General features: G+C 64.6%; 1 pseudogene. It reads left to right on the forward strand.

Annotation, left to right across the window (positions count from 1 at the left end):
* Positions 1-263 (forward strand): annotated as a pseudogene (locus Q4563_RS20475) (2-octaprenyl-6-methoxyphenyl hydroxylase); the annotation flags it as partial.

Consider the following 263-nt stretch of genomic DNA (forward strand, 5'->3'; position numbering starts at 1 on the left):
GCACCGGTGAAGTGAATTTTGATGCTGCCGATTTGCACGTTCCTTGCCTTGGCCACATCGTTGAAAATCGCGAAACCCTGGCCGGGTTGCGGCAGCAGCTGGCCTCGTGCCCGGCGGTGACCCAGATCGCGCAGCCGGTGCAATATCTCGACAGCCGTCAGTCCGACGGCCTGACGCCCGTAGTGCTGGCGCAGGGGGATACCTTGCTGGCGGCACTGGTGGTCGGAGCCGATGGCGCGCATTCCCGGGTGCGGCAGTGGGTT

Source organism: Gilvimarinus sp. 1_MG-2023 (genome assembly GCF_030548285.1).